Here is a 5,465-nt window from a genome sequence, read left to right on the forward strand (position 1 = left end):
TTCAAAGGTTTGGGATACACCTTAGCTGACTGTCCAGTTTTCTGGGACCACTTCAGCCCATCAATGAAAATTTATGCCGAGGAAAGCTTTGGGCCGGTGACGTCTATCATTCGGGTTGGGAGCGTCGAAGAGGCCGTAAGTGTCGCAAACGAAAGCGAGTTTGGGTTGTCGGCGGCAGTTTTCGGCACCGATCATAATCGGGCAATGCGGGTGGCACGACAGATCGAAAGCGGGCTGTGCCACATCAACGGCCCTACAGTCCATGACGAAGCTCAGGTGCCATTTGGCGGCGTGAAGTCGTCAGGATACGGCCGCTTTGGCAGCTCTGCCGGTATCGACGAATTTACTGAAATCCGTTGGATCACTGTACAAGACGGGCCGATGCACTACCCGATCTGAGAATCCAAAGGGCCGCGCAGCCAGTAGCGTGGCCCTAGTTTCTAGACCCCAGCCCAATACAGGGTGACTAAAATACCAGCCCGCCGATCAACTTGCGTGTGGTGCGCAGAACATCGGCTGAGGTCACATTCCCATTTTCGACCTGACCTTTGACCGAACCCTGGGGGTTTCGTGGCAATGGGGAATCTCTATGCGCTGCGGTGGAGCGAAGTGTTGTTTGGCTGGGTTGCTCCCGGGATCTTCGGCGCCGCCTGCTAAAACCTAGATTGGCTATGCCTTTGCCATCACTTCGTCCTGAGAGGTCGCGCATGTTGATGATCATGTCTTTAGTGGTTGGGACTTTGTGTTTGATACTATCCCGCAGCCTTTTTCATGGGCTGCGACAGAGACGGGTGGAACAGGCGCAGCTTGGAATTGGGCTGACGGGGGGGGCTCTGGTGGGGTTGCCAGTTGTGGTGGTGGCATGATCAGGCGATTGCCAGTGGCTTTCTACCTGCTAGTCGGGGTGAATTGCTGAACTTTGGACTGTTTGCCTTGTTCGTTTCGCAGGCCTGGTTTGTTTTGACCAAATTCGCTGGTCCGCTGAATAGGTTGGAAAGGCTGACAACCAGTTTGGATAGGAGGGGCAAAAAGCGCGAGGAAGAGCTTACAACTCTGCTGGAACAACGGGTCAAAGATTCTGTGGCACGGGCGCTGACAAAGGAGCGGAACAGATTGATGCAGGATATGCCTGACGGCGTAGGGGGCAGATCATTGGTCATCCAAAACAGTGGCAGCGAAGGGGCGCAGCCATTAATTCAGAAGAATATCCAGCGAACTCAATAATTAGTCATGGTAAATGGCGGAGAGACAGTCCGCCGTACTATTATTCCACGTAGGTCCGAATAGATACAATAATGCAGTTAATATTGCGTTTATGTGTAGCATTTCACTCCGTGAGATGCCAAGATGATCCCAGAAAATCCAGTCATTTTGTGGGGGTAAATGTGGGGGTAAGGAATCTAACCGAAAAGTACTGCTCCTCGGTGACTGAAGTGGGAAAGCATCGCGACAATCGGGGGCAGGGGCTCTTCTTGGTGGTGCAAAAGAGCGGTACAAAGAACTGGGGCCAGATCCTGAGGATCAAGGGTACCAATCAAAAACCAGAGCTGGGTCTAGGTGGTTATCCGACGGTGTCGCTCGCAGATGCTCGTGCGCTCGCGGCAGAAAATCATGCGATGGCAAGGCGCGGGATTAACCCCAAGTCCGTCAAGACCGCAGAGGCGTCTTGCCCGCGGTTTAGTGACCTCACCGAAGAACTTTTGCGGATCAGGCGGCCTAGCTGGTCGAACCCGAAAAGCGAGAACCAGTGGCGTGCGTCATTGGTGACCTATGCATACCCGGTCATTGGCGACCTTCAAGTCAAGGACATAAGCAGCAAACACCTGCTGCGGATCTTGGCGCCGATTTGGGATGACAAACACGTGACAGCATCCCGCGTCCGGAGCCGCATTGAGAAGGTTTTACAGCTTGCCATTCAACGCGGTCACATGCGGCCACCGAACCCGGCTGCGTACAAGGGCAACTTAGAGTTCGAGCTGTCGAAGCAAGCTGACAGAGATGAAAGCCACCGCCCCGCCGTAAGCCAGAAGGACGCACAAAGGTGGTGGGCCGCTCTGAAATCGCGTGACGGCATGTCACAGAAAGCGCTGCAGTTGGCCGTCTTAACAGCCTCGAGGGGCGGCGAAGTCAGGAAGATGACATGGGAGCAAATCAAGCTGTTCGACCCAAAAGAGGCCGGCAACAAGGGCTACGCTGGAACTTGGCTGCGGAACAAGATGATGATGAAATCGCGTAGGAACGATGAGGCGCCGATCACCTTCTACATGCTTGAAGTTATGAAGAGTGCCGGCACAACAACTGGCCTTGTCTTTCCGTCACCGCACAGTGGGAAAAAATTGAGCGAAAATGCCCTGAACAAGTTGATGAAAGACATGCACGAAGCTGACCCGAAAGGGGGCTTTTTTGACCGCTGGACAGGCGAGCGTGCTGTGTCACACGGTCTACGCTCGACATTCAGGGATTGGGCGTCAGAGAATGGCGTAAGTAGCGAGATTGGAGAGCGTCAACTCGCGCACAAATACGGCAGCGATCAACAGATGGCCTATGATCGTTCTCAGCTTCTTGATGATAGGGCAAAGGTATCAGACAGTTTTCTTGCCTTCTTGGAGGGCAATGATGCGGAGTGACGAGGAAGCTATCGCGAGGGTGATTGGCGTCCTAGTCAAACACTTTCCGAAGCAGAGAGATGATCAAACTGCGAGGCAGCGAGAAGCACTGCTTCGCCTCGAGGCAACGAGAATTTATTTGCCAATCAGTATAGGCAGCGCGGCTGAATACACTCAGGAGTGGAGGGACTTGATGCTCGGTGAAATGGAGAAAGTCGAGCGCATGGCGGCCAACCTTAGAGAAGTCGAGGCCATCTTTGACCAGATTCGTCCTGATACTGCTAGCCATATTGCTGCAGCACTTGCGACTATAGGCCCCCTACAGCCCGCTCCAAGAAATCGAAAAATCCTTTGCGAGATCTTAAAGAGTGACTTAGCCAAGATCCGCGGTACGATTGAAGCTGCCGCATTGGGGCTCTCGGCGGGCCGCAACATCACCAAAAGGAAGGCCGGCGGCAAGCGAAAGGACATCGCCACGATGGTCGCTTGGAATGCGGGAATCAGTTTCCGAAACCTATCGAGCGAACGCCCCACAGTCAGAACTAAGTGGGACGATTCGTCTGCCTACGGGCCTTTTTTCGCGCTGATCGCAGACATCTTTGAGGCGCTAGAAATCGACGCCAGCGCTGAGGGATGCGCAAGGAAAGCAGTCAAATCCATTAAGGAAGGAATTCACCCTGTTTCGGGGCAATCCCTTCCTTTGGCGTTGTTTCGGTAGACCTGTGACCCTTTGGACATCGAACTTGTCTAACGGAGACACAGATGACCATGAAATTCCTCCGCCTGCCCGAAGTGAAGTCTCGAACTGGCTTCAGCCGCTCGAGCATTTACCTGTTTGTCCAAAACGGAACCTTCCCCCGCCCGGTCCGCATTGGCGGCCGTGCCGTCGCTTGGCTCGAGACCGAGATCGACGCGTGGATTGAAGAGCGCCTTGCAGAACGTGGGGAGTCGTAATCATGGCGAACCTCCCAACCCCCCCCCGTCATTCGCAAACCACGGGGGCGGCCGCAGCAGCTACCCCCTCAGACAGGGAGCGCGACGACAACTATCGCTGGGTGCTCGTTGAATTGCCGCCTCGTCACAGAGTGATCTTGGGTCGTCATGGCAACGAATACATCCTGCAGGAGCGCCGCCTTAACGGTGAGCATGGAGTTTATTGGCGTGGCCTGAGCTACCCTTTGACCTTGGACGCCTTAATCACACTCTGTGTCGACTCTGAGGCGGTCTCCGAGGACGATCCGAAGCTCACCGAGCTGAATGCGCTGCCAATGCGCGCGAGTTTGGATGCGCTTAAGCCGGCCGCCAAAAAATAAACCCGCCAGCCGCGAACGGTCTGACGGGAGTATAGTAGGGGTACATCTCTCTAACATGACCGCGCGCTGGCCTCAAGAAATGGAGGCTGAGCATGCCTAACAACTACGATGCAAGTGCCATCGCGGCAAAACTGATTGATAACGGCTACATGCCCATACCTATCCCGACAGGCCAGAAGAGGCCAAAGATTACAGGGTGGCCTACAAAGACATTCACACCTCGTGACTTTGCTCAAGACAACAATGTCGGCATTCGCACCGGGGACCGTGGAGTCGGGTTTCTTGATATCGATATATACGACCAGGAGGTCGTGGAAGCGGTTATTGCGGAATTCAATCGCCGCTACGAAAACCGAGGTCCCTGGATGCAGAGGACAGGTCAGGCACCAAAAACCGGGTTCCTCTTTAGAACGGAAGCTGGAGCTAAAAAGCGGCAGATCGCACTCTCACCGTCTGGCAAAGCTCCAGAGGGTAAAGATGAAAAAATTGAGGTGCTCCTACAGGGCCAGCAATTTATTGCATTCGGGAAACACCCCGACACGCAAAAAGCATACGCGTGGGGGGACTTGGACCCGTTGGACAGTTTTCTAGGCGATGTAACTATGTTGCCGGAAATAGGCCTCAAAGAGATCGATGAATTTCTCGACTGGGCGGAAGAAACATTTGGTTCGCCAGCCCAGAAAAAGACATCACCTTCGCGTTTTGAGAACAGCTTGCCTCTACCCTCGAGCTCCGATTTTTGGCTCAATGTAAATGATGCCGCGCTCTCAAACCTTGATGCCTGGGTCCCCGAGCTTTTGCCATTAGCCACCAAACACTCTACGGGCGCCTGGCGCGTAACTTCAGCGCAGCTGGGACGTGACCTTGAAGAGGACTTGAGCATCCATCCTGAGGGTATTCAAGATTTTGGCGAAGAGATAACCCTGACGCCGATTGATCTTGTAAAGCAAAAATACGCTTTGTCGCCTAAAGAGGCAGCCTTCTGGCTTTGTGACCGTCTAGGGGTCAGACCCAAAGAGCTTGGCTGGGAAGTGTCTCTGAGCGCCCACATGATCAACTCCATGCAGGTCGCGCGTACCAGTCGCTTTTTTAAAGCGTCTGATCTGTTGGGAGAGAATATCCCAAGGCGTGAGTGGTTGGTTGAGGACTGGATACCGATGAAGACAGTCTCCAGTCTCTATGGCGACGGGGGAACGGGCAAAAGCCTCGTCGCATTGCAGCTCGCTGTTTCAGTTTCTTCGGAGCGCGCATGGCTGGACCAACCCACCCAGCACGGAGCGGTCCTGTTTATCTCGGCTGAAGACGACCGCGAAGAACTGCACCGCCGCACTCACCAAATTGCATTGGCAACAGATCGCAGTCTTGGAGAGATGTCACAGCTCCACTTGCGTAGTCTCGCGGGAGAGGATGCCTTGCTGGCAACGATGCAACGAGACGGCACCTTAAATGCATCCAGCTTGTTCAATGAAATTGAGAAGTACGCGCTGGACGGTATCCGTCCGGTGTCCCCGCTCTGACGGCGTGATGGAGTGCCTGCTAGATGTCC

General features: G+C 54.2%; 7 protein-coding genes. All 7 read left to right on the top strand.

Features of this window, described 5'->3' with window-relative positions:
* A partial coding sequence (locus TL5118_RS04755) for an aldehyde dehydrogenase family protein (RefSeq protein ID WP_131727404.1) occupies nucleotides 1-399 on the top strand: 399 nt, incomplete at its 5' end.
* 450 nt (nucleotides 400-849) lie between these two features.
* On the top strand, nucleotides 850-1,224 hold the full coding sequence (locus TL5118_RS04760) for a hypothetical protein (RefSeq protein WP_058241774.1): 375 nt from the start codon (nucleotides 850-852) through the stop codon (nucleotides 1,222-1,224).
* Nucleotides 1,225-1,295: 71 nt separating this feature from the next.
* On the top strand, nucleotides 1,296-2,627 hold the full coding sequence (locus TL5118_RS04765; protein ID WP_082626116.1) for a tyrosine-type recombinase/integrase: 1,332 nt from the start codon (nucleotides 1,296-1,298) through the stop codon (nucleotides 2,625-2,627).
* 172 nt (nucleotides 2,628-2,799) lie between these two features.
* Complete coding sequence (locus tag TL5118_RS04770) at nucleotides 2,800-3,324, top strand: hypothetical protein (protein ID WP_131727405.1); 525 nt, start codon at nucleotides 2,800-2,802, stop codon at nucleotides 3,322-3,324.
* A gap of 44 nt (nucleotides 3,325-3,368) precedes the next feature.
* Nucleotides 3,369-3,560: a helix-turn-helix transcriptional regulator gene (locus TL5118_RS04775; protein WP_058241771.1), complete on the top strand. Its 192-nt coding sequence runs from the start codon at nucleotides 3,369-3,371 to the stop codon at nucleotides 3,558-3,560.
* A gap of 2 nt (nucleotides 3,561-3,562) precedes the next feature.
* Nucleotides 3,563-3,919, top strand: coding sequence for a hypothetical protein (locus TL5118_RS04780; RefSeq protein ID WP_058241770.1), 357 nt, complete (start codon nucleotides 3,563-3,565; stop codon nucleotides 3,917-3,919).
* 92 nt (nucleotides 3,920-4,011) lie between these two features.
* On the top strand, nucleotides 4,012-5,436 hold the full coding sequence (locus TL5118_RS04785) for an AAA family ATPase (RefSeq protein WP_058241769.1): 1,425 nt from the start codon (nucleotides 4,012-4,014) through the stop codon (nucleotides 5,434-5,436).
* The last annotated feature ends 29 nt before the right edge of the window (nucleotides 5,437-5,465 follow it).

This window comes from Thalassovita autumnalis, from assembly GCF_001458255.1.
Taxonomy (GTDB): domain Bacteria; phylum Pseudomonadota; class Alphaproteobacteria; order Rhodobacterales; family Rhodobacteraceae; genus Thalassobius; species Thalassobius autumnalis.

Bases quoted from the DNA above. Each gene is read 5' to 3' on its own strand.
- TL5118_RS04765 (WP_082626116.1), top strand. From the start codon at position 1,296: ATGCAGTTAATATTGCGTTTATGTGTAGCATTTCACTCCGTGAGATGC.
- TL5118_RS04770 (WP_131727405.1), top strand. From the start codon at position 2,800: ATGCTCGGTGAAATGGAGAAAGTCGAGCGCATGGCGGCCAACCTTAGA.
- TL5118_RS04775 (WP_058241771.1), top strand. From the start codon at position 3,369: ATGACCATGAAATTCCTCCGCCTGCCCGAAGTGAAGTCTCGAACTGGC.
- TL5118_RS04780 (WP_058241770.1), top strand. From the start codon at position 3,563: ATGGCGAACCTCCCAACCCCCCCCCGTCATTCGCAAACCACGGGGGCG.
- TL5118_RS04785 (WP_058241769.1), top strand. From the start codon at position 4,012: ATGCCTAACAACTACGATGCAAGTGCCATCGCGGCAAAACTGATTGAT.